Annotated in this window: 22 protein-coding genes and 2 rRNA genes; 6 read left to right on the forward strand and 18 right to left on the reverse strand. The window is 44.8% G+C overall.

All coding sequences use genetic code 11. From position 1 onward, the window contains the following. Positions 1-49: 49 nt before the first annotated feature. Entirely contained in the window at positions 50-637 is a 588-nt protein-coding gene (locus MHN00_RS04170; protein ID WP_239300357.1) for a hypothetical protein, read from the reverse strand. Positions 638-880: 243 nt separating this feature from the next. Next, positions 881-1732 carry a hypothetical protein gene (locus tag MHN00_RS04175; RefSeq protein ID WP_239300359.1) on the reverse strand — a complete coding sequence of 284 codons (852 nt, stop codon included), beginning with the start codon at positions 1730-1732 and terminating at the stop codon, positions 881-883. Between the two features lie 210 nt (positions 1733-1942). Between MHN00_RS04175 and MHN00_RS04180 the strand changes: the two genes are divergently transcribed. Then, positions 1943-3760 carry a sodium:proton antiporter gene (locus tag MHN00_RS04180; RefSeq protein WP_239300361.1) on the forward strand — a complete coding sequence of 606 codons (1818 nt, stop codon included), beginning with the start codon at positions 1943-1945 and terminating at the stop codon, positions 3758-3760. A 294-nt stretch (positions 3761-4054) separates the two neighbouring features. Here the strand turns inward: MHN00_RS04180 and MHN00_RS04185 are convergent, their stop codons facing one another. Then, a complete protein-coding gene (locus MHN00_RS04185; protein WP_039225126.1) occupies positions 4055-5365 on the reverse strand; it encodes a 3-deoxy-D-manno-octulosonic acid transferase in 1311 nt (436 codons plus the stop codon). Positions 5366-5762: 397 nt separating this feature from the next. On the opposite strand from MHN00_RS04185, the gene MHN00_RS04190 reads away from it, so the two are divergent. Continuing rightward, the gene (locus MHN00_RS04190) at positions 5763-6872 is read left to right on the forward strand and encodes a glycosyltransferase family 4 protein (RefSeq protein WP_239300363.1); all 1110 of its coding nucleotides are present in this window, start codon (positions 5763-5765) and stop codon (positions 6870-6872) included. An 85-nt stretch (positions 6873-6957) separates the two neighbouring features. Here MHN00_RS04190 and rpsQ read toward each other — a convergent pair whose 3' ends face one another. Genes rpsQ through rpsJ form a run of 11 tightly spaced genes read right to left on the reverse strand, consistent with a single transcriptional unit; the run spans position 6958 to position 11895 of the window. After that, a complete protein-coding gene (rpsQ, locus tag MHN00_RS04195) occupies positions 6958-7215 on the reverse strand; it encodes a 30S ribosomal protein S17 (protein ID WP_014975444.1) in 258 nt (85 codons plus the stop codon). Next, positions 7215-7406, reverse strand: coding sequence for a 50S ribosomal protein L29 (rpmC, locus tag MHN00_RS04200; protein ID WP_014947980.1), 192 nt, complete (start codon positions 7404-7406; stop codon positions 7215-7217). Before rpmC ends, rpsQ begins: the two co-directional genes overlap by 1 nt. Further along, the gene (gene rplP, locus MHN00_RS04205; protein ID WP_014947979.1) at positions 7406-7816 is read right to left on the reverse strand and encodes a 50S ribosomal protein L16; all 411 of its coding nucleotides are present in this window, start codon (positions 7814-7816) and stop codon (positions 7406-7408) included. Before rplP ends, rpmC begins: the two co-directional genes overlap by 1 nt. 2 nt (positions 7817-7818) lie before the next feature. Beyond that, the gene (gene rpsC, locus MHN00_RS04210) at positions 7819-8523 is read right to left on the reverse strand and encodes a 30S ribosomal protein S3 (RefSeq protein WP_014947978.1); all 705 of its coding nucleotides are present in this window, start codon (positions 8521-8523) and stop codon (positions 7819-7821) included. Positions 8524-8532: 9 nt separating this feature from the next. Continuing rightward, the gene (rplV, locus tag MHN00_RS04215; RefSeq protein WP_014947977.1) at positions 8533-8865 is read right to left on the reverse strand and encodes a 50S ribosomal protein L22; all 333 of its coding nucleotides are present in this window, start codon (positions 8863-8865) and stop codon (positions 8533-8535) included. A gap of 11 nt (positions 8866-8876) precedes the next feature. Continuing rightward, positions 8877-9152, reverse strand: a complete 276-nt coding sequence (rpsS, locus tag MHN00_RS04220; protein ID WP_012516961.1) for a 30S ribosomal protein S19 — start codon at positions 9150-9152, stop codon at positions 8877-8879. Between the two features lie 15 nt (positions 9153-9167). Further along, positions 9168-9992, reverse strand: coding sequence for a 50S ribosomal protein L2 (gene rplB / locus MHN00_RS04225; protein WP_071816770.1), 825 nt, complete (start codon positions 9990-9992; stop codon positions 9168-9170). 14 nt (positions 9993-10006) lie between these two features. Then, a complete protein-coding gene (rplW, locus tag MHN00_RS04230) occupies positions 10007-10306 on the reverse strand; it encodes a 50S ribosomal protein L23 (RefSeq protein WP_012516959.1) in 300 nt (99 codons plus the stop codon). Next, on the reverse strand, positions 10303-10908 hold the full coding sequence (gene rplD / locus MHN00_RS04235; RefSeq protein ID WP_012516958.1) for a 50S ribosomal protein L4: 606 nt from the start codon (positions 10906-10908) through the stop codon (positions 10303-10305). The genes rplW and rplD overlap by 4 nt, the downstream gene beginning before the upstream one ends. 18 nt (positions 10909-10926) lie before the next feature. Then, a complete protein-coding gene (rplC, locus tag MHN00_RS04240) occupies positions 10927-11565 on the reverse strand; it encodes a 50S ribosomal protein L3 (RefSeq protein ID WP_014947975.1) in 639 nt (212 codons plus the stop codon). A gap of 18 nt (positions 11566-11583) precedes the next feature. Next, on the reverse strand, positions 11584-11895 hold the full coding sequence (gene rpsJ / locus MHN00_RS04245; protein ID WP_010179497.1) for a 30S ribosomal protein S10: 312 nt from the start codon (positions 11893-11895) through the stop codon (positions 11584-11586). A gap of 430 nt (positions 11896-12325) precedes the next feature. Here rpsJ and MHN00_RS04250 point away from each other — a divergent pair, with 430 nt between their 5' ends. Together MHN00_RS04250 and MHN00_RS04255 are read left to right on the forward strand one after the other, a co-directional pair. Continuing rightward, complete coding sequence (locus tag MHN00_RS04250; protein WP_239300365.1) at positions 12326-14542, forward strand: GspE/PulE family protein; 2217 nt, start codon at positions 12326-12328, stop codon at positions 14540-14542. A gap of 109 nt (positions 14543-14651) precedes the next feature. After that, the gene (locus MHN00_RS04255) at positions 14652-15146 is read left to right on the forward strand and encodes a sel1 repeat family protein (RefSeq protein ID WP_014947973.1); all 495 of its coding nucleotides are present in this window, start codon (positions 14652-14654) and stop codon (positions 15144-15146) included. Between the two features lie 61 nt (positions 15147-15207). Here MHN00_RS04255 and acnA read toward each other — a convergent pair whose 3' ends face one another. Further along, positions 15208-17925, reverse strand: coding sequence for an aconitate hydratase AcnA (gene acnA, locus MHN00_RS04260; protein ID WP_239300367.1), 2718 nt, complete (start codon positions 17923-17925; stop codon positions 15208-15210). Positions 17926-18413: 488 nt separating this feature from the next. Here acnA and MHN00_RS04265 point away from each other — a divergent pair, with 488 nt between their 5' ends. Together MHN00_RS04265 and gpmA are read left to right on the forward strand one after the other, a co-directional pair. Beyond that, the gene (locus MHN00_RS04265; RefSeq protein WP_239300369.1) at positions 18414-18872 is read left to right on the forward strand and encodes a cupin domain-containing protein; all 459 of its coding nucleotides are present in this window, start codon (positions 18414-18416) and stop codon (positions 18870-18872) included. Positions 18873-19049: 177 nt separating this feature from the next. Further along, positions 19050-19796, forward strand: a complete 747-nt coding sequence (gene gpmA, locus MHN00_RS04270; protein WP_014947970.1) for a 2,3-diphosphoglycerate-dependent phosphoglycerate mutase — start codon at positions 19050-19052, stop codon at positions 19794-19796. A 65-nt stretch (positions 19797-19861) separates the two neighbouring features. On the opposite strand, the gene MHN00_RS04275 is transcribed toward gpmA, so the two are convergent. From MHN00_RS04275 to MHN00_RS04285, 3 genes are all read right to left on the reverse strand, one after another. Continuing rightward, the gene (locus MHN00_RS04275) at positions 19862-20863 is read right to left on the reverse strand and encodes a branched-chain amino acid aminotransferase (protein ID WP_239300371.1); all 1002 of its coding nucleotides are present in this window, start codon (positions 20861-20863) and stop codon (positions 19862-19864) included. 464 nt (positions 20864-21327) lie between these two features. Then, a 5S ribosomal RNA gene (gene rrf, locus MHN00_RS04280) occupies positions 21328-21443 on the reverse strand. Between the two features lie 135 nt (positions 21444-21578). Then, positions 21579-21658, reverse strand: a 23S ribosomal RNA gene (locus MHN00_RS04285); the annotation flags it as partial.

The raw sequence follows: 21658 nt of genomic DNA on the forward strand, positions 1-21658 counted from the left end.
TCTTATGAATGGCAAAGCGGTGAGATAATACAACCTTATGCGCCATCATTTAGAAAGTGATGGCGTATTCTACTTTTACTTGATTGTCACGGCTGGAGCGCCATGGCAATTGCATTGATGCTCCTTCACTTTCCCACGATTCTCTCATAGCTCCAACAGTAAGAAGGTGCTTGTCTTCCTTGAACGGGATTTCTACATAAAGGCCTGCTGATGTACTGGTAGGCAGACGAATTGTATCGGCAACCGGAATGCTCATCTCATGACGGGGGCGTACTTTATGGCTTAACCCCAACCGATAATCACCTCTATCCCACCAGCTAACCACTTCAAATTCGTGGCTTCTGACACGCTGAGACATAACACCGTTGTCAAGCAACCCTTTGTTGTAATGGACAATAGCTTCAACGTTAAACATTGGCGCCAGTTTTTGGCTAAATGCAAGTTGATACTGCTTTTGTTTGCAGCCTTTGAACTTAATTTTATTTTTAGTGAGAGTTAGGGAAAACGTATCGTCATTGCTTGAGTATTTGTTGAGCCATTCCTGTGCTTTTTCAACTACGGAAGCATTTGCTGCACCCGCCAATAAAAAACATGGGCAAATACACATTGCTAAAAAGGACTGGTTCAATCGCCTCATTTTTCGCTGCCTCTCAAATTGTGGTTGGCTACAACTTATTCGATCACAATTTCAGTATAGACAGGAAAGTAGGCAGTTGGGTATTAGCCATTTTACTAACATCGACTAAAAGATAACTTTAAAAGAACAGCTGCTGACAGTGAAAGAGCGCTTATTCACAACCGTGAATAAGCTTGGGGGATTGGCTGCCAGACTTCAATCAGCTCGCCTTTTTTATGGCGTTGCTCGTTACGGCGCTACTTGTTATGGCATTACTCTGGCGCTAGACAATGATGCTTTGCGACCTTCCGTAGCTTCTTCGCTGAACCAATATGTGCCGCTATTATCCACGCATATGCCTTCAACTTGTTTATATTGCTCAAGCGGCCATACATCAAGAAGGGCAAAGTCGCTTGATACTTGAGCCATGAAAGTAGCAAAGTTTCCAAATGGATCTGATTTGTAGCCGGTGATAACAAACCTATTTTGGTGCTGATCGAAGTCTACCCCAGTTACCACGCCCGGCAGTCCATCAATGGACGCAAACGTACTAATGGTTTGCTCAGCTTCGTCTTCGTTCACTTTATAGATATGGGTTATACCAGTTTTCCAACTTTTAGAAAAAAGAAGCAGGTCATCGCCATGCTTAACCATCGCCTCTGAGTCGAAATCATGAGCATAAGGAATGTTATTCGAAGCGTCATTACCCTCGTATTTCAACGTAATAGAGGTAATGTCATTCACATTTGAGCGGTTTACTTTATGTATTTCGACCTGCTCTCTTTTGCCTTTATTGTTTCCCACATCCGCAATGTAAAACGATGAAGCGTCAGCGGTTATTGCTTCCCAGTCTTTATTGGTGAGCGGTAAGCGCGTTCGTTCAATAATTTCACCTTGGTAATTTATACGATAAATGACGGGAGCATTACCTGAGTCATTTAGTGAATACATGCCGTCCGTTTCGCAAAATAGACCCGATGTTTCTGAAAGTTCTTCCGGCAACTCAACGATATTTTCTATTTTTAACTGTGCAGAAGGGATGGGATATTGAACTGCGCATGCCGATGCTAGTACAAGCGATGCTGATAAAGCCGCGAATTTAAAGTGAGTGTTCAATGAAAGGCTCCGAAAAGAACGATAAGTGACGAATAATATCAAACCTACCCACTCTCTAACATGCATTTTAGTGCGCTAAATAAGGTCTATTGGTCTAAACTTTTAGCCCAAGCGTATATCGCTATAAACATAGGTTGGCCTAAAGTCTCTGTATGACAAATGTTTAGGCTGATATACCATGGAATAATATCAACACGTTAAGGACTCACTTTGTCAGACCCGCTTCTTTCACTCGTTGCAGTTGGATTGCTGTCAATTACCTGCCAATACTTAGCCTATAAGGTTAGGCTCCCTGCTATTTTACCGTTATTAATTGTCGGTATTGTGGTTGGCCCTGTTTTTGGCGTGCTCAACGCGGACGACTTATTCGGTGATTTGCTGTTTCCTGTCGTTTCTCTCTCTGTTGCCATTATTCTTTTTGAAGGGTCACTGACGCTGAAGTTCAGCGACATCGCGGGTCACGGGAACATGGTTCGCAACCTTTGCTCTGTGGGCGTGGTTGTAACCTGGCTTGTCGCAGCCACTGCAGCGCACTACAGCCTTGATCTTACTTGGCAGCTATCCTTCCTATTCGGAGCCATTGTTACCGTAACAGGCCCCACGGTTATAGTGCCCATGCTCAGAACCGTGCGACCGAAAACGAATTTGGCCAATATCTTACGCTGGGAAGGGATTGTCATAGACCCTATCGGCGCTCTGCTCGCCGTACTGGTTTTCGAATTTATCGTTGCATCGCAAGAAACCGCCATTACCCATACGCTGATAGCGTTTGGCAAAACCATTGGAATTGGCTCCGTACTTGGTCTCGCTTCTGGCTATCTGCTTGGCCTGTCTATTCGCAAAGACTGGATACCGCACTATTTGCTTAACACCGCAGTGTTAACCGTTATTCTGGGTGTGTTTGCAGCGTCTAATTATGTTGCGCACGAGTCTGGCCTTTTGGCCGTTACCATATCTGGTATGGTACTGGCTAATATGAAGGACGTAGACGTAGAAGACATTCTTGAATTTAAAGAAACCCTCAGTGTTTTACTTATTTCAGGCTTATTTATTCTGCTTGCAACGCGTTTGAACTTACAATCGGTAGTGGATGTAGGTTGGGGCTCCGTTGTAGTGCTTGCCGCCATTATGTTTGTGGCTCGGCCTTTGTCCGTATTGGCATCCTCCGTTGGTACCGGACTCAAGTTAAACGAATTAGCCTTGCTAAGCTGGATTGCACCTCGCGGTATTGTTGCAGCGGCGGTATCAGCCCTTTTCTCTTTAAAGCTTGAAGAAATTGGCTATGAAGGCGCGGGTATTATCGTTCCTATTGTCTTTATGGTGATTATTGCAACAGTGGTAGTACAGAGCCTTACTTCACGCACTGTTGCGTCGCTACTTAAGGTGAGAGCGCCTGCGCCAACTGGCTATCTGATTTTCGGTGGCAGTAAATTCAACCGCGCCTTAGCGACGGAAATGATAAATCAAAAGCTAGACGTTACCATTGCAGATACTAACTGGGACGCAATAAGAGAAGCGCGTATGAAGGATATCCCAGTATATTTTGGCAACCCAATGTCTGACCATGCAGCGCGACATCTTGATCTGAATACATTCGGTACCGTGCTGATTATGTCGCCTTATAAACAGCTTAACCCACTTATTGCTTATCACTTTGAATACACGATGGGCAAAGACAAAGTATGGGCGCTGACAAATAACGAACAATCTACGCGACCAAGTCACCAAGTTAGCGAACAATACGCGAAAAAACTTACTCTGTTCGATGAAGGCGTTACTTATGGGTATTTAGCATCGGCCATTGCCCGTGACTCAATGGTGAAAACCACCCGTTTATCTGAAGAGTTTACTTACGAGCAGTACATTAAACAGTATGGTGAGCGCGCTACACCTCTCATTGCGATCAACGCTGAAGGTAAGAGCTATACTTTTATCAACGGTAACAGTATTCAGCCTAAAGCAGGATGGCGTGTGATTAGCTTGATTGAACCAGAACGAAAAGATGAAAAAGTAGAAGTGCAAAAGTAAGAAAACCTCCTGCCCACCGGCAGGAGGTCTCTCCCTGGAAAACGCGCAACGCAGTGCCCTTTTTAAAAGGTGCATATTTATTTGGATTTTACTGTTGTTACGCTGTCGCACACTTTATAGCAAGCAGCGAACCAACTTTAACAATCCCTGTATAATCAAATAGATAGCTAAAACCCAAGTCCCTATTCATTATCTTTTAGCTGTCACAGCGCCTAATTTGGTGCATCAGACGCACAAATGCGGGGTTCCTTTTTTGTTCAATAACAACGAGTTGCTGTTTTTGACTGACGGCATTTAACGAATACTGCGATGTATACACGCTAAAGTAGAATCTAACGCGCCGCTGTTATCCTGTAGTACCTTTTTACCGGCCATTCCCGCTTTTTCAGCTTTACTGGGTGATTCAAGCCATTCTTGTACCGTTGAAGAAACGCGAGAAGCATCTTCTACAATGCTTAATGCGCCACATTCTTTTAAATAGTCGCAGATAACAGGGTTATTATAGGTGTGTGGCCCCATCATTATTGGCAACGAGAATGCTGCCGGCTCAAGGGCATTATGGCCGCCTCTATCGGCAATAGAGCCGCCAACAAAGGCAAATGTTGCTACCGCATAAGCATGATTTAACTTACCCATTTCATCCAACAGGATAACGTTCACATCGTCTGGAACGTTATCCACCTCTGAACTTTTGACGAAGTTCAGATTATGCCTTTCAAGTAATTTTGCTACGGCTTCAAAACGCTCTGGATGGCGAGGGACAATAATCACCCGTAGTTGAGGGTTCTCGTTCCATAAAACCTTTGCAGATTCAACGATAACGCTCTCTTCAGGTTCGTGCGTGCTGCCTGCGACTAGTATTGGCCTTTCACCCTTAGCTAACCCGAGAAAATGTGCAGAAGAGCTCGCTGTATTTGCGGCTTGATCAAACTTAATATTATTCGTGAGGGTTAGCTTATCTTGCGCAACACCAAGCCATGCATAATTATCATAGTCTCTCTGCCCTTGAGCACATACGTGAGATAGCTTAGCCAACATAGGGTTAAATAGTTGTCCGATTTTTTTATAACGTTTAGCCGAGCGCTCAGTCATGCGAGCATTTATTACCATAACGGGAATATTGCGCTTCCAGCACACGTGAATTAGGTTTGGCCATAGTTCAACTTCTGTAATCATTACTGCTTTGGGCTTAATGCGTTTCAGCATTGAAGACATAGTCAGCGACAAATCGTAAGGCAGATAGAAATGGTGAACGGTGTCTTTGAATATATCTCGAACGCGAGCAGAGCCTGTAGACGTGGTTGTAGTAACGGTTATTTGCGCGTCTGGCTCGTGTTGCATTATTCGCTTTATTACGCATGAAGCAGCCACGACTTCTCCCACTGAAACACAGTGAAACAAATAGCCATTCTGCTTGAGCGGCTTTGGAACTATGCCAAAACGCTCAAATCTCCCTCGATGCGAGTCATCGCTTGTTTTCGTGGCTTTTATTAATAAATGAATAAATGCGAAGGGAATGGCAATCGCCAATACAAGCGAATATCCCCACCGGCAGAGCGTTTCAAGTAGAGTAGGTTTATAGCCACGTGTATTGGCAACAACCATAAATACATCCTTTTTGATACAGATACTTCGACGGCACGACTACAAGTGATCGACTATCGATGTTGAATTATGCTTTTCAAATACGGTGTGCTGGGCACTGCGAAACACCCACTCCCAGCGGTAAGCAGGTAATTCTAGCTATCTAGTGCCGCAGTTCCCGATAGATTCTTTCAACATTGTAGTGGCTAAATAGCCCGCGTCTAGGGCAAAGCGACCCTATACGTAAGTAAATAGTGTATATGAGAAAGGCAATAATATATTGATCACTCGCTTTATGCGTATAGCGATGTTTAAACAGCAAGATGTAACCACAACTATATAAGAAAAGCCGCAAAAAAACGGTCTTAAATAAAAAAGCAGCGTATACAGAATATTAAATAAATTTTAAGGAAGGCATTTGAGTATACGCGTTCTTCACATTGAACTTGGCATACATCTTCACGGTGGCGCAGAACAAGTTGCATACCTCATCAATGCGTTAGAGCACCATGATGATATATCACTTCACTTGGTTTGCGCTGAAGACAGTGAGATTCGTCATACGGCTTTTGGGTATTGTGAAACGCATACCATTAAGTATGCCGGTGAGTCAGACTTCCTATGTGTAAAGCGTTTACTGGAAGTCGTAAATGGGGTTAACCCAGATATTATTCATGTGCACAGCGAACGGGGTTCGGATGTATGGGGTGCCATGCTGGCCAAAATTTCAGGTGTTCCTACGGTTTGCACAAGGCGAATAGATAACCCCGAAACTCACTTTTCATTTTATAAGTACAAACAGTTCGATGCAGTTATCAGCGTATCTGAAGGTGTGAGGAAAGTGGTTTCACTACATTGTGAAGGCGTAGAACATCAGCGCGTTATATATCCAGCAGTAGACTTAACAGAGTATTCCCAACGCAAAGATAGCGGTTGGCTGCGACGTACATTCTCTATTCCTGAAGACCATATCGTCATTGCAAACTTCGCTCAGTACATATCTCAAAAAGGGCAAGCGGATATCATTTTGGCTATGCACGATGTATTGAACAAGCATGAAAATGTAACCTGTTTATTGTTTGGCGAGGGAAATCTAAAAGAGAGCTATCAATCACTTATAGAACGCCACAAGCTAGACGAGCATGTGAAGCTTTGCGGTTTTACTAAAGAGGTAGCTAAAATACTCCCTAATGTAGATATTCTGGTTCATCCTTCCTATTCAGAGGGTTTAGGCGATATTTTACTTCAGGCAGGTGCTAATAAATGTGCAGTGTTATCTAGTCCTGTGGGGGGAATACCCGAAGTTATCAAGCATAAGGAAACAGGTTTTATGGTAGCGCCGGGAGATATTGACGGAATTGGGGAGAGCTTAATTAGTCTAATTGAAGCCCCTGATGAAAGAGCACAATATGGAGAGGCTTTGTATAAGCTTGTTACAAGTAAATTTGGTATAGAAAGGATGTCCAATGCCTACGCTGATTTATACAAGACGCTAGTCTTCAACGGCACTGATAATGAACACGCTTAAGCCTATGGAAGCACGTGTAAGAAACTGCAGATACAAAAAAGCCGCTCGAGAGCGGCTTTTTTAAGACTTTGAAAAAAGTTAGCGATTAAACGCCAGCTTTCTCAACAACGTCAACTAGCATCCAAGATTTGCTCTTAGATAGTGGGCGACATTCACGTACTGTTACTACGTCACCTTTATTGCATACGTTGTTTTCGTCGTGGGCGTGAAGCTTAGTAGAGCGCTTGATGAACTTCCCGTAGATTGGGTGCTTAACAAAACGTTCAACTACAACAGTGATAGACTTATCCATCTTGTTGCTAACCACACGACCTTGTACTGTACGAATTTTTTGCTCAGTCATTACGCATCAGCCTTTTGAGTCAGAATGGTTTTAACACGCGCGATGTTACGACGTACTTTTCTCAACTGATCAGTTTTTTCAAGCTGACCTGTTGTGTGCTGCATGCGTAGGTTGAACTGTTCGCGTAGCAGGTTAATCAACTCTGCGTTCAGCTCTTCTACGCTCTTTTCTTTCAGTTCAGTCGCTTTCATTACATCACCGTCCGAGTTACAAAGGTTGTTTTAAATGGCAGTTTAGCCGCTGCCAATTCAAACGCTTCGCGTGCAAGATTTTCAGGAACACCTTCCATCTCGTATAGCACACGACCAGGCTGAATTTGGCATACCCAGTACTCAACGTTACCTTTACCTTTACCTTGACGCACTTCCAGAGGCTTCTCAGTAATTGGCTTGTCAGGGAAAACTCGAATCCAAATTTTACCTTGACGCTTAACGTGACGAGTCATAGCACGACGCGCTGCTTCGATTTGGCGCGCAGTCATTCGACCACGACCAACTGCTTTAAGGCCGTAAGTACCAAAGGCAACAGTATTACCCGCTGCTAAGCCGCGGTTGCGACCTTTGTGCATCTTACGGAACTTCATGCGTTTTGGTTGTAACATGATTAGCCCTCTCGCTTAGCGTTGCGGCCTTTCTTCTTAGGTTGAGCAGCTGGTGCTTGCTCTTGAGTTGTAGGTAGACCACCTAGAACTTCACCTTTGAAGATCCATACTTTAACGCCGATGATACCGTAAGTAGTTGACGCTTCAGAGGTTGCGTAATCGATATCCGCACGGAAAGTGTGCAGAGGAACGCGACCTTCACGGTACCATTCAGAACGTGCAATCTCTGCTCCGCCCAAACGGCCGCTAACTTCAACTTTGATACCTTTCGCGCCTAGACGCATTGCGTTTTGTACTGCGCGCTTCATAGCACGACGGAACATAACACGACGCTCTAGCTGGCTAGAGATGCTGTCAGCTACTAGCTGGCCATCTAGCTCTGGCTTACGTACTTCAGCGATGTTGATCTGAGCTGGCACGCCGGCTAGCTTAGATACGTAGTTACGCAACTTCTCTACGTCTTCACCTTTCTTACCGATTACAACGCCTGGACGAGCAGTGTGAATAGTCACACGGATGCTCTTAGCAGGACGCTCGATCACGATTTTAGAAAGTGAAGCGTTCTTTAGTTGCTTAGTCAGATACTGACGTACCTGATGATCGTTATACAGGTTGTCTGCATAGTCTGCAGTATTAGCGTACCAGGTAGAAGTCCATGGTTTGCTGATACCCAGGCGTATACCTGTAGGATGTACCTTCTGTCCCATTATCTACTCCTAGTTATCCGCTACAACCACAGTGATGTGACTGCTGCGCTTGAAGATACGATCAGCACGGCCTTTAGCACGTGGCTTGATACGTTTCATAGTTGGACCTTCGTCAACGAAAACTTTAGACACGCGTAATTCGTCGATGTCTGCGCCTTCGTTGTGCTCTGCGTTAGCAATCGCAGATTCCAATACTTTCTTTACTAGCGCTGCGCTTTTCTTCGGGCTGTACGCAAGAAGCTCTAGAGCTTTCTCAACGTGCATTCCGCGAATTTGATCCGCAACCAAGCGTGCCTTTTGAGCCGACGTGCGGGCAAAACGGTGTTTAGCTAATGCTTCCATCTTCCTACCCCTTAACGTTTAGCTTTCTTATCCGCGACATGGCCGCGGTAAGTACGCGTTGGCGCAAATTCGCCCAACTTGTGGCCGACCATTTCGTCACTAATAATGACAGGTACATGTTGGCGACCGTTATGGACCGCAATGGTCAACCCAATCATATCTGGGATGATCATAGAACGACGAGACCAAGTTTTGATTGGTTTACGTTCGTTCTTTTCCACTGCAGCCTCTACCTTCTTCAGCAAGTGAAGGTCAATAAAAGGACCTTTCTTGAGAGAACGTGGCATGGTGAATCCTCGCTATTACTTGTTTCGACGACGTACGATAAGCTTATCAGTACGCTTGTTGCTTCGGGTTTTCTTACCTTTGGTAGGAACACCCCAAGGAGTTACTGGGTGACGACCGCCTGATGTACGACCTTCACCACCACCGTGTGGGTGATCAACCGGGTTCATGGCAACACCACGAACGGTAGGACGAACACCACGCCAGCGTGTAGCACCAGCTTTACCTAGTGAACGAAGCATGTGCTCTGCATTGCCAACTTCACCGATAGTGGCGCGGCAATCAGATAGAACTTTACGCATTTCGCCAGAGCGTAGACGTAGGGTAACGTAGTTTCCGTCACGTGCTAGGATCTGAGCATAAGCACCAGCAGAACGTGCGATTTGCGCACCTTTGCCAGGCTTCATTTCAATTGCGTGTACAACAGTACCTACAGGGATGTTACGCATAGGTAGAGTGTTACCAGACTTGATCGGAGCGTCCGAACCAGACTGGATTGCATCACCTGCTTGCATACCCTTAGGAGCCAGAATGTAACGACGTTCACCGTCTGCGTACAATACTAGTGCAATGTTTGCAGAACGGTTTGGATCGTATTCTAAACGCTCAACTTTAGCTGGAATGCTGTCTTTGTTGCGTTTAAAGTCGATTACACGGTAGTGTTGCTTATGACCACCACCGATGTGACGAGTGGTAATACGACCATTGTTGTTACGACCGCCAGATTTGCTGTTCTTTTCAAGCAAAGGTGCGTACGGTGCACCTTTGTGCAGGTCAGGATTTACGACCTGAACAACGTGACGACGACCGGCAGAAGTTGGCTTAGCTTTCAATAATGGCATTTCTAATCCCCTTCTTACTCAGCACCACCGACAAAGTCGATGTCCTGACCTTCTTTAAGAACCACGTAGGCCTTTTTCCAGTCGCTGCGCTTACCGAAAGACATGCCGTGACGCTTGGTTTTACCCTTAACGTTCACAGTACGAACACCTTCAACTTCAACTTCAAACAGTTTTTCAACTGCAGCTTTGATTTCGGCTTTGTTCGCGTCTTTAGCTACTTTAAATACAACTGTGTTGTTCGCTTCAGCAGCCATTGTAGACTTTTCTGAAACGTGAGGTGCTACTAGCACCTTCAGTAGACGTTCTTCTTTCATGCTAACGCCTCCTCAAGTTGTTTAACCGCATCAGCAGTCATTAGCACTTTTTCAAATGCAATCAGGCTCACTGGGTCGATGCCTGCTACGTCACGTACGTCAACTTTGTACAAGTTGCGCGCCGCTAGGAACAAGTTCTCATCAACTTCAGGAGTAACGATTAGAACGTCATTTAGTTCATATTCGTTAAGTGCAGAAATAAGAGCTTTAGTCTTAGGTGCGTCAACACCGAACTTCTCTACAACAACCAAACGGTCTTGACGGATTAGTTCAGACAGGATGCTCTTAATCGCACCGCGATACATTTTCTTGTTAACTTTTTGGTCAAAGTCACGAGGCTTTGCTGCGAAAGCACGGCCACCGCCAACCCAAATTGGGCTACGGATTGTACCAGCACGCGCGCGGCCAGTACCTTTTTGACGCCATGGCTTCTTACCGCCACCACGAACTTCAGCGCGAGTTTTCTGCGCTTTTGTACCCTGACGAGCACCTGCACCGTAAGCTACAACTACCTGGTGTACCAGGGCTTCGTTGAATTCACGTCCAAAGGTCGCTTCGGATACTTCAAGAGCGCTTTGCGCGTCTTTCAATGTTAATTCCATCAGTTCACTCCCCAGACGTTACGCTTTAACAGCTGGCTTTACGATTACATCGTTGCCAGTTGCGCCAGGTACGGCACCTTTAACTAGGATAAGGCCGTTCTCTACGTCAACACGTACAACTTCCAAAGACTGAGTAGTCACTTGCTTGTTACCAAGCTGACCAGCCATTTTCTTGCCTTTGAATACTTTACCTGGTGATTGGTTTTGACCAATTGAACCAGGAGCACGGTGTGACAAAGAGTTACCGTGTGTCATACGCTGAGAACTGAAGTTCCAGCGCTTGATAGCACCTTGGAAACCTTTACCTTTTGATGTACCAGTTACATCAATTTTCTTAGTGTCGTTAAAGATTTCAACAGTGATTTCACTGCCTACTTCAATATCGGCACCTTCGTTTTCTTCTAGGCGGAATTCTACTAGAGTGCGTCCAGCTTCAACACCAGCTTTAGCAAAGTGACCTGCTTCAGCTTTGTTGATGCGGTTAGCTTTCTTAGTTCCAGCAGTAACCTGAAGAGCGCGATAACCGTCAGTTTCCTCAGTACGAAGCTGAGTAACGCGGTTTGGGGTCGCTTCAATAACAGTCACAGGGATAGACGTACCATCTTCAGTGAAGATGCGAGTCATACCCACTTTACGACCGACTAGACCAATCGCCATTGTTATAACCCTCTCTTATTAGCCCAGGCTGATTTGAACATCAACGCCAGCAGCCAAGTCCAAACGCATCAACGCGTCAACTGTTTTATCAGTTGGCTCGATGATGTCTACCAAACGCTTGTGAGTACGGATTTCATATTGATCACGCGCGTCTTTGTTAACGTGCGGAGAAATCAGAACTGTATAGCGTTCTTTGCGAGTAGGTAGAGGAATAGGACCACTTACCTGAGCACCAGTGCGTTTCGCAGTTTCAACGATTTCAGCCGTAGACTGATCGATCAACTTGTGATCAAACGCTTTCAAACGAATGCGAATTCTTTGATTTGGCATCGATTAAGCTCCAATCGAAAGAACAAAAAAATTCACCCTTTCTCTTCCATTTATTCCGGAAAGAAAGGATGTGCGTAAACCGATGGTTCCCAATCGGAACCCTGTTCTTTTTTCTAGCACGCCAGCAACAGGCTAATCAGTGATGATGAATCCGTTACTTCGGCAACCACCCTAAAAGCAGTGAGGTCGCGGCTAAAAATTACGTGCCCTAATTGGGCAGTGGGCGCGAATTATACAGAAAGGCAGAAGCAATGCAAGAGGCAGTTTGCTTTTTATACACATATTTTTACGCTATACCAGTGTATGTAACTGTCTATAAGTAGTATTGTTGCTTTCGTGGTATAGGTATATCTTGTTACCCTAGCTTAACAGGCACTTGTAACGCCAAATACATAAAGGACTAGGCGCCAACGTTATTAGTAGTGAGAATATGGAAGTAGTGAATAACCAGCAAACTTTTGCACAAATAAAACGCATTTTAAATAACCATTCCACGTTACTGGATGCGTATGGCTTATTAGAGCCAATTATACTTGGTTTGTTTGATGCCCAGCGTATGAGTATTTTTCAACGTCGACGTCAGCATCAAGATTTGGTCGCGAGATTTAAAACGGGTAAAGAGACGCTGGAAATAAAAGTGCCAATTAGCCCAATGTCGATTGCTGGTTATGTCGCCCTATCACAAAAGGCTGTGGTTATTGACGACCCGTATAATCCTGCACTACTTCAAAGCATTCACCCTCGCCTGCGCTTCGCTGATAAGTTCGACAAAGACAATGACTTTAAAACCCAGAACATTTTATGCGTACCTATAATGAATGCGGGCGTGTTGATGGGTGTTATCCAAATCATCAACAAAGTCAGTGGTGGTTTTACTGAAGAAGATTTAAAGCTAGGCAATGCCCTTGCACTTATTCTTGGCGACAAGTTCAGATTTGAACTGGGCGGCACAAACAACCCTTTCGATCTACTAGTTCACAAAAGCTTATTAGACGAAGCTACATTAAACGATATTCAAAGTTCTACTCCAGACATTCGCGCTCTTATACAGCGTCTTGTATCGGAACACCGCATCTCTGAAGAAGAAATTGGCAACTCGCTTTCTATTCACTATCAGGTGCCTTTTATTCCTTATTTACCTGATAAGTATCACAGGTTCGAAAATGAAAGCCGTCTGAATGTTTCTTATTTAAAAAGAAACTATGTGGCTGTCATTGCCGATGCCCATGACAAGCCCATAGTATTGATGGCTGAACCTAATAATGCGGCGCTACTTATGGAGATAGAGAGCGCCATGGGTATTGATAGCTACGAGATAGCTGTCAGCCTTCCTAGCTTAATTCTTCAATATTTGGGGGAAAACAGCGGTGGTGGTGGCCCCGGCGAGATGAGTGATATTCTCGACGAGATTGGTACATCAACTGAAGATAGCGACGACCAAGTCGATGAACTTTCTGACGACGCCCCTGCTGTGGTGCGCTTAGTAAGCCGTATTCTGCACGATGCAAAAAGACTCAACGCGTCAGATATTCACATAGACCCAGAGAAAAACGCGCCCACTCGTGTACGTATGCGCGTGGACGGTGTGTGCCGCGACATGAACCAAGTGCCTAATTCGCACCACAGTGCGGTTATTGCACGCATAAAGATAATGTCGAATTTGAACATTGCCGAAAAACGCGTACCTCAGGATGGCAAACTCGCGTTTAGAATGAATGGTCAACTTGTTGAAGTTCGTGTTGCCACCATTCCTACGGTTGCCGGTGAAGGTGTGGTTATGCGTATTCTGGCATCTGGCGGTGCGATGCCTATTGATAAGATGAACTTGGCACCGAACAACCGTGCGCGTTTAGAAGAAATGATTAAGAAGCCTCACGGCATTCTTCTCGTTGTTGGGCCAACGGGTTCAGGTAAAACCACCACGCTTCACGCTATATTGGGATATTTAAACACACCTGAAAAGAAGATTTGGACCGCTGAGGACCCGGTGGAAATCACGCAACCCGGCCTACAACAGGTTCAAGTAAGCCCTAAGATTGGCTTCAACTTTGCTGCGGCCCTGCGCGCATTCTTACGTGCTGACCCTGACATTATTCTTATTGGTGAGATGCGTGATAAAGAAACCGCGCATGCAGGTATTGAAGCCTCGTTAACCGGTCACTTAGTACTGTCTACACTGCATACTAACTCAGCCCCTGAAACGATTACCCGTTTACTTGACTTGGGTCTCGACCCTGTGAACTTCTCCGATGCCTGCGTGGGTATACTGGCTCAACGTCTTATTCGAACTCTATGTAGTAACTGCAAAGAAAAGTACATCGCCACTGAAACCGATATGGCCTTTATTGAGCGCCAGTATGGTCATGCGCACATGGCGGAGCTGAATATTCAGACGCCACTAGAGCTTTACCGCGCTAAAGGCTGTGAAGAATGTGGAAACACGGGTTACAAAGGTAGAACAGGGGTACATGAACTACTAGGTATGACGCCAGAGCTTCGGTCCATGGTGTACAAAGAAGCCAGCGTCGCCGATATGAAGTCTCAGGCTGCTGCTGATGGCATGCGCACCCTCGTTCAAGACGCAATTTTCAAAGTTTTGAAAGGCGATACTGACCTAGCACAAGTCCAAATTATTGGTGGAGATTAATCACTCTACTCTTAAAATTTTTAGTAACATAAAACAAATACTGTACTTTTAGACGGTTCACTATGAGTGTGAATTGCGTTATAAATTTATCAAAAAGAAGGGATACTACATGAAAAATCTATTAGCAATAGCTGCCGTTTTATCTTCAGTTGTGCTTTCAGCCCCTACGTTGGCTCAGTCGCATACTAAGAATCATATTTGGAAATCCGAATATTTATCTACTTTAGAATTGGGCTTGCACGCCCTGAAGGCAGAGAAGTATGAAAAAGCACTGGAGAAGCTGACTGCTTCTGCAAAAATGGGAAATAAAGAAGGCCAATATTACCTCGCGCAAATGTATTTCCAAGGATGGGGGACGCCCGTTAATTATGAAGAAGGCTGGCTCTGGTTGAATGTTGCTATGGAACAAAAAACCGCTGAATGGAACCGTTCTTACCGACAGATAAAGAATGCTTTACCTGAAGACTACATCAATGCTTTAGAGCCTTATGTAGAAGAATATATCTCTCTTTACGGTGCACAAGCCCAAGATTTGAGATGTGAGACACGCGCTGCCATCGGCTCGAATATTAAAGAAGTAATCTGCGAAAAACGCTATTACTAACATCACATGGCATAGCGACTTCTCACTACAGAGAAGTCGCTAACCACTACCCTTATACGTGCTATTTCTTCAAGTATTCTCTTATCACGTAATGCAGAATGCCGCCGTTTTCAAAGTAAGTGAACTCGTTTGATGTATCAATTCTGATATCCATCGTAAACGTTGTTGTTTTTCCTTCATCCGACACGGCTTTAACTTCAACCTCGGTCTGCCCACGTTCAACAGCGTTAATAGAAAAAGACTCATTGCCTTTAAGCTCCAAAGAACTCGCGCTGTCACCTGACTTAAATTGGAGCGGTAAAATTCCCATCCCAATGAGGTTCGAGCGGTGAATTCTTTCGTAGCTCTCAGCTAGTACTGCTTTCACCCCCATCAAAGAAGGGCCTTTAGCAGCCCAATCTCGACTCGAGCCAGTACCGTACTCTTTTCCACCAATTACAATGGCTGGTACGCCGTCATCTTTGTAACGCATAGCAGCATGGAAAATAGACATACTATCGCCACTTGGGAAGTGTGTGGTTGCACTGCCTCTCGTCCCAGGTGCCAGTTGGTTTTGAAGACGCACGTTAGCAAACGTACCTCTCATCATAACCTCGTGGTTACCACGACGCGATCCATAAGAGTTAAAGTCTTTAGGCTCAACCCCTTGGGCCTGCAGGTACTCTCCGGCTGGGCTATCTTCTGCGATGGCGCCGGCTGGAGAAATATGGTCGGTAGTAATCGAATCGCCCACCTTAACCAAACATCGTGCATTTTCAATTGCAGTTAGAGCCTCTGGCTCCTTACCCATTACTTCAAAGAAAGGCGGATGCTTAATGTAGGTTGATTCTGGCCAGTCGTAGACCGATGTTTTACTTACCTGCAGTTCATTCCATTCACCGCTTCCTTTAAATACATCTGCATACTTTTCTTTAAACAAATCACCGGTGACGTTTTCCGCTATGTATTGCTGAATTTCGTCTTCGGTAGGCCAGATGTCTTTTAGATATACCGGAGAACCATCACTCGCCTGCCCCAACGGCTCTTTAGTGATATCTACATTCATGTTTCCAGCCAACGCGTATGCAACAACCAGTGGTGGTGATGCCAGGTAGTTTGCAGCCACATCGGGATGGATACGCCCTTCAAAGTTGCGGTTACCAGATAAAACCGAGGTAACCGTAAGTTTCGCTTTTCTTATGGCGTCGGTAATGGCATCAGGTAGCGGTCCAGAGTTACCAATACAGGTTGTACAACCGTAGCCAACCAAGTTAAAGCCTAGTGCTTCAAGCGGGTCCATAAGACCAGCATCTTCTAAATACTGAGTAACAACCTGCGAACCAGGTGCTAGTGAAGTTTTAACCCACGGCTTACGGGTTAGCCCTTTTTCTGCTGCTTTCTTCGCAAGTAAGCCTGCGCCAACGAGCACTGATGGATTTGACGTATTAGTACAGCTGGTGATAGCAGCTATTACAATAGCGCCATCTTCAAGGTTGAACTTGCTTCCTCTGAACTCCACGAACGAGTCGTGTTCTTCGTCCACCTCGTCTGTTGTACCTAACCCCGCTTCTGCGATGAGATCGGTTTCTTCATCAAGCACTTTCACGTCAATTTGCGAACGATGCCACTCATTAAATGCCTCTGCTGCATTATCGAGGGCAATTCTATCTTGAGGACGCTTAGGTCCAGCAAGTGAAGGAACCACTTCATCTAAGTTAAGTTCCAGGGTCTCATGATACTGGGCATCTTTTGAGTGGTCGTCGTGCCATAGGTGGCTGAATTTCGCATATTCCTCTACAAGGGCAATTTGATCTTCGTCTCGGCCGGTGAGTCGCAGGTAATCTAGCGCAACATCATCAATAGGGAAAATACCGCAAGTAGCACCATATTCAGGCGCCATGTTTGCGATGGTGGCACGGTCTGCCGTAGTAAGATGCTTAAGACCCGGTCCATAGAATTCTACAAACTTTCCAACAACACCATGTTCACGTAGTTGTTGTGTGATAGTTAGCACCATGTCGGTGGCAGTTACGCCAGCAGGTAACTTACCTGAAAGCCTGAAGCCAACCACTTTTGGTAATAACATTGTTACTGGTTGACCCAGCATCGCTGCTTCTGCTTCAATGCCTCCCACACCCCAGCCAAGTACGCCAAGGCCATTAATCATAGTGGTATGCGAATCTGTTCCTACTAGGGTATCTGGGTAAACCAAGGTTTCCCCATCCTGTTCCTTAGTAAACGCGCAACGAGCAAGATACTCTAGGTTAACCTGATGCACGATACCGCGACCAGGGGGAACCACTTTGAAATTGTCAAAGCTAGACTGACCCCATTTTAGAAATTGATAACGCTCTCTATTTCGCTGGATTTCGATGTCGGTATTCTTTTCAAGCGCATCGTCTTCAGCAAAATGATCTACCATTACTGAATGGTCAATAACCAGCTCTACTGGATTGAGTGGGTTAATCGCCTGAGCGTCGCCACCTAAACGATTAACCGCATCGCGCATGGCTGCTAAATCAACAATAGCAGGCACCCCCGTAAAATCTTGGAGGATGACGCGTGCGGGAACAAAAGACACTTCGTGATCAACGTGATTATCTGTGTCCCACTTTGCTACTTGCTCAATATCGTTGCTGTTAACAAACTCTTGGTCTTCATGACGAATCAGGTTTTCCAAAAGAATTTTGATACAAAACGGAAGCCTGTCGAGCGCATATTTACTGCCTATACCGTCAAAATTAACCGCCTTGAAGTTTTTGCCGTTAACTTCAAGCTGCGAAAAAGACTTATATGTCATACGCTCACCATCCTTCTTTGCCTGTTCGTGAATATTGTGTACGTTTCAATTTTGCCAACGCTAGAAACGAGCAACGTGTTTTTCGTCGCCTTATTTTCCAATTTGTACGGCCTAAACATGAAAAAAAGTTCACCTACTATTAGTAATGGCATCGCTTTTTTAGCTATTTCTCATTATTGGTTTAAACAGATGGATTATGAAGAAGCGCTATAACAGCTGGAAAAAGCTGACTAGGGCAGATAGCGCTTATTGGTAAGTAAGCTTGACACATTATATATTGAGGCTAGTTGGTAAGAAAACTTCGCGTATGCACAGAGTACTTGATGATTAATATGGTTTACAAATATGCAACACTTCTGTTTTCTTATAACGCACCAAACGGTATGCTTAAAAGAAGGTTAAACATTAAATGTCTTAATACATGCTTAGGAAAGCTTTGAAATATACAAGCATTAGTAGTAAGCAATAACAATAATAACGAAGTTATCATGACTCACCCGCTAGTTAAGAAGTACAACCTTACACCTCACCCCGAGGGAGGTTTCTATCGTCAAGTTTTCCGTTCTGAAAACGAAACTAAATCGTTTGTGCACAATGCTAGTCGTCCCGCGCTTACTCATATTTATTTTCTTCTAAAGGGACAAGTTAGTCGTTTTCATCGCGTGTTACATGATGAAGTGTGGAATCACTACGAAGGGGCTCCACTACAACTGTTTCAACTTGAAAAACAACAGTTGTGGGAACGTCGCATTGGTGGGCAAAGCACTGACTATGTAGAAGTTGTTAAAGCAGGGAATTTTCAGGCAGCCGCAACTATGGGTGATTACTCACTTGTTGGTTGTACAGTAGCACCTGGCTTCGACTTCGAAGACTTTAGCTTTATTGAAGAGCCATCGATGCAAGAGTGGATAAAAGTTGCTCATCCAGACCTTACCCGTTTTATATAATAATTCCCAAGTTATAGTGATAAACACACGTCTTACCTGCGATTTTGTACCAGCATAAACTGGATTTTTAAGCGCCAATCAAGGATGATAACAGCAGATTTTTAAATATACGTCTGAACGTCCAATTTCTGGAATTATCTCAGACTATTTCACTCTAACGCCGCAGGTAACCCAACTATGTATAAATTGGTACTTATTCGTCATGGAGAAAGTCAGTGGAACTTGGAAAACCGTTTCACAGGCTGGCACGACGTTGACTTGACCGACACTGGTGTAGCACAAGCAAAGACCGCAGGTCAGCTTCTTAAAGATGCTGGATTTACATTTGATCAGGCTTATACGTCTGTACTTCTTCGCGCAATTAAAACACTTAATATTGCACTTGAAGAAATGGGTCAGCACTACCTTCCAGTTGAGCGTCACTGGCGTCTGAACGAGCGTCACTACGGTGCTTTAACAGGTCTAGACAAAGCAGAGACTGCCGCTAAGCATGGTGAAGAACAGGTTAAAATCTGGCGTCGTAGCTTCGACATCCCACCTCCGGCCGTTGAAGATGATAGCGAGCACTTCCCAGGTCACGATCCGCGTTACAACAATGTAGATGCTGACATCTTGCCACGTGGTGAAAGTCTAAAACTAACTATCGAACGTGTACTACCATACTGGCACGACGTTATTCGTCCAGACATCCAAGCAGGCAAGCGCGTAATTATTGCTGCGCACGGCAACAGTCTTCGTGCTCTTGTTAAGTACCTTGATGGTATGTCAGACGAAGAAGTGTTGGGCCTAAACATTCCTACAGGTGTACCGCTAGTATACGAACTAGATGAAAACCTTAAGCCAATCTCTAAAGAATATCTTGGCGATGCTGACGCTATCAAAGCAATGATGGATGCAGTCGCTAAGCAAGGCAAAGCGAAGTAATCGAGTGCCTTTTAGAAACGAAAAAGCCTGCGTTCGCAGGCTTTTTTAATGAGTGTCTGATTAGACTAGTTTGGCACTTTCACCAACCAATTGTGAGTGTCTTCGGCCTTACCCCATTGGATATCATTTAACGCTTGTCTTAGCTTCATCGTTACAGGGCCAGCTTCACCGTTACCCACCTGATACTCTTTATCATTGTGAATAAAAGTACCTACCGGCGTAAGTACAGCCGCTGTACCAGACAGTGCTGCTTCAGTATTCGGTTTGGCTGAACGCTCTAGTAGTTCGTCTACAGTAATATCACGCTCACTCACCTTCATGCCGTGGTCTTTGGCAATTTGAAGAATCGTTGCTCGGGTCACACCGTGTAGGAAGCTAGAATCTAACCCTTTAGTAATGATTTCATCACCATCGATAAGCAGGAAGTTAGCAGCTCCGGTTTCTTGTACATCGCCATTAGGGCAAAACAGAATTTGATCAGCCTGAACTTCTGCACGCGCTTTAAGAATAGGAGGCAACGCACTGGCGTAGTTACCACCGCTTTTTACCATTCCCATGTGCGGTGCACAGCGCATGCCTGTTTCGTCTAGCAACAAGCGAAGTGGCTTCAAACCGCCAGCAAAGTAATCACCAACCGGCGATAACAGGACGTATAACATAGCACTTGCTGATGGCGCTGCCGCTTTACCGATAGACGCTTCTGTGCCGATATGCGTAGGGCGGATATACATAGAACCTGGAGGCTCTGGAACCTCAGAGGCATATTTTGCAACAATATCGATGATCATCTTTTCGACTTGCGCTTTGTCTATTTCAGGCAAGTTAAGTAGACGGCTACTTTGAGCAAAGCGCTCAATATTCTTATCCATTCTGAAAATGTTGATGCTGCCATCTTCGTGCTTAAATGCTTTCAATCCTTCAAAGCATGTACTTGAGTAATGAAGCACGTGTGCACCAGGGTGCAGCTGAATACTATCTGCACTGACAAATTCGGTGTCAGTCCACTTATCGTTGACAAAGGTAGCAAGTGCCATTTGTGGCATGAATACTGTACCGAATACGGCCATTAGTTTGTCCTATTTACTTCGACTAGAAAAATACTCGACAGAGTTTACCAAAAAACGCTCACTTTGCTAAAAGTAAGTCAGATCTATTAAGGCTTTTATCGAATAAGAATGTCTACAAATACTGACAACACAAAAATAATGGGGTCAGAGTACATTTTTACTTATCTAACAAATGGGGTCAGAGTACATTTTTTTGATTTATCAGTACTGGACGAAAAATGTATGACTACGCTCCAGTATTTAGCGTAATAAAGTACTCTGACCCCTTTATTTTGAATCGATGTGTTGTACCGTCTGTGAAATCAAACGTCACACTAAAAAAGCTGAGAAAGAGAACTACGGTGATCGTTGAAATCTTAATATTGGGGTTTTGCTGAGGGAATGGGGATTAATGTACTCTGACCCCATTTTTTCTTTCTTCCAAACGCAAAAAACCCGCCGTTAGGCGGGTTCTTCTTAATGGGACCTGGCAGTGTCCTACTCTCACATGGGGAAGCCCCACACTACCATCGGCGCTAATACGTTTCACTTCTGAGTTCGGAATGGAGTCAGGTGGTACCGTATCGCTATGGCTGCCAGGAAAAACTGGTAACAATCTAGAAAACTGGATATCAATTCAATCAGTGAGTAACTACTTTTCACTCTACTTGCTGCTCATTTTTCAGAGCTTAGCTTGTCTACAACACTCAGAAGTCCAAAGCTTCTTGGGCGTTGTATGGTTAAGCCTCTCGGGCAATTAGTACAGGTTAGCTTAACGCCTTACAACGCTTCCACACCCTGCCTATCAACGTCATC

Source organism: Alteromonas sp. Cnat2-8, from assembly GCF_022348355.1.
GTDB classification, from domain to species: Bacteria; Pseudomonadota; Gammaproteobacteria; order Enterobacterales; family Alteromonadaceae; genus Alteromonas; species Alteromonas macleodii.